Raw genomic sequence first — 2277 nt, forward strand, 5'->3', positions numbered from 1 at the left:
GGCCCACCGTGCTTCGGCGAGGTTCAGCGGGCCCTTCAGCCCTTCAGCCCTTCAGCCCTTCAGCCCTTCAGCCCGAGGGAGGGGAACAGGTCGACGAACGGCTGGGTGGTCACCGAGACACTCCGGCCGAACGGATCGTCGAAGTCCCAGATCATGAACAGCAGGAACGCGATCAGCGCGCTGAAGCAGCCCGCCAGGATCAACTCCCTCGGCGTGCGCCGGATCTGCAACGCGAACAGCATGCCGACGGTCACCACCGCACCGGTGATCAGGCCGAACCAGACGACCCCGGGCATGGTCGGCCCGGCGTTCTGCCCGCGCGAGTTGCGGGCGTCGTCGGCCTGGCTGATCCGGTCCATGATCGGCTGGTAGGACTGCGACTCCAGCTCGGAGGCCGGCGGCCGGGTGGCGACGTCCACCCGCAGCTTGTCCAGCAGTTCGGTGCCCTTGTCGGAGATCTCGCCGTTCTTGCGCATGTACTCCCACTCGACGTTCACCACGTACGAGACGTAGGCGTCCACGTCGGCCCGGACCTGGTCGCGGAACTCGGCCGGGTAGACCACCGCCCGGTCGCTCACCTCCTGCAACGACTGCGCCTCCCGGAACAGGTCGTCCTGGGCGGCGCCGCGCGCCTCCCAGACGCCCGCGAGGGCGAGACCGAGGACGATCGCGTAGACCACGCCGATCATCATCGTGATGTAGTCGATGACGTCCGGCGTCTCGTCGACGTTCTTCTCGGTGCCCACCCGGCGGTGCCGCAGCACCACCACCGCCACCACGACGGCACAGGCCGCCGCCATCGCGATGGCCAACGCCAACCATTCGGACATGGGAACTCCCTTCTCTGGCTCGGCTTGTGACGGAAAAAAGGTGTCGAGGCCGGCCCCGGGCCGGGCAGGTCGGGCTCCAGGGCCGGACCGGGGGCCGGGGCGGGCCGCCTCGGTGGGGCGGTCAGGAACGCCCGGAACGGCCGGAACGGCCGCGTCCACGGCCCGGGCGCAGGGCCGCCGCCGCCAGGATGGCAGGCACGGTGACCAGCAGCATGGTGGTCGTCGCCGGGGCGTTGTGGTGGTGCTGCAGCGGGGCCGGCGGCTGCGCCGCCCGCACGTGGTAGACGGGCTGCGCCGCCGGGGTCGGCCACAGCGGGCTCGGGCGCACCGGGCTCGGCGTGGCCGGACCGGGGGCCACCGGGTCCGGCGGGGGCGCGGGTGCCGCCGGGGCCGGCGCCGGGGGTGCAGGCGGGTTCGGCGCGGGCGGGTTCGGCGCGGGCGGCGGAGCAGGCGCGGGTGCCGCAGGCGGCGAGGTGGGCCCAGGCGTCCTGCTGGGAGCCGGCGTTGTCGGCGCGGGGGTCGGCGACGCCGTGGGGACGGGTGTCGGAGTCGGACTGGGCTTCGACGTCGGCGAAGGCGTCGGGGTGGCGCTCGGCGTCGGCGTGGCGCTCGGCGACGGGGTCGGCGTGGGGCTGGGCGTGTGGGTGGGGCTCGGCGTCGGGGTCGCCGTCGGGCTCGGGCAGGGATGCGGGTGGTGATGGTGGTGGTGCCACCAGTCCCCGTGCCACCAGTACCCGCCGTGGCCGCCGTCCCCGTCGTGGCCCCCGTCCCCACCGTGCTCGTCGTCCGGGCGGCCGGGCTGTTGGCGGAACCCCGTGGTGTCCGAGGGTCGTGGTGAGGCCGGTCCGGGCGCGGCCTTCGGCGTGCGGCACGGGTGGTGCCGGTGCGGGGGCTTGGGGCCCTGGTGCCGCGCGTCGGCCGTCGGGGCGACGGTGACGCCGACCTGGACGTCCACGTCGACCCCGACGTTCACGTCCCCGCCCGGCCCGACCTGCACCGACACGTCCGTCCCGGTGCAGACGCACGAGTCGACGGTCGTGCCGTGCGGCTGCTCCCCGCCGTGGTGTTCGGTGCCGGACGCCGAGGCGCCGCCGACCAGGGCGCACATCGCGACCACGCCGACCGCGGCGCCGATCAGCCTGGTCCGCCGACCGGAGGCCGCACCCCCACCGCCGTCCAGCGATATCCGTCGGGACTGCCGGCGCTGCGGCATGGGCTCCACTCACCTCTCGGGTCGCCAGGGACGGGATCAGAACAGAGCGATCCGCCCGGCCCGCAGGAGGACGCGGGCAGGCGTGATCAGACGCGATCAGACGTGATGGGGCACGATCAGGCGGAGGGGGCCCCCGCCCGGGGGGGGGGCGGGGGGGGCCCGGGCCAGCAACGATGTGCCGGGCCGGGTCGGCGGCCGGGCCCGGGGGGGCGGGCGAGCGGTGGGGGGGGGCCG

2 protein-coding genes are annotated in these 2277 nt (G+C 75.0%); both read right to left on the bottom strand.

Features of this window, described 5'->3' with window-relative positions; all coding sequences use genetic code 11:
* Positions 1-59: 59 nt before the first annotated feature.
* Positions 60-830, bottom strand: coding sequence for a hypothetical protein (locus ACFV6I_RS13075; protein WP_363377454.1), 771 nt, complete (start codon positions 828-830; stop codon positions 60-62).
* Between the two features lie 121 nt (positions 831-951).
* Positions 952-2043, bottom strand: coding sequence for a hypothetical protein (locus ACFV6I_RS13080; protein ID WP_380425040.1), 1092 nt, complete (start codon positions 2041-2043; stop codon positions 952-954).
* Positions 2044-2277: the final 234 nt, after the last annotated feature.

This window comes from Kitasatospora sp. NPDC059803, assembly GCF_042732255.1.
Taxonomy (GTDB): domain Bacteria; phylum Actinomycetota; class Actinomycetes; order Streptomycetales; family Streptomycetaceae; genus Kitasatospora.

Coding starts and splice junctions, on each gene's coding strand:
- ACFV6I_RS13080 (WP_380425040.1), bottom strand. CDS start 2,043: ATGCCGCAGCGCCGGCAGTCCCGACGGATATCGCTGGACGGCGGTGGG.
- ACFV6I_RS13075 (WP_363377454.1), bottom strand. CDS start 830: ATGTCCGAATGGTTGGCGTTGGCCATCGCGATGGCGGCGGCCTGTGCC.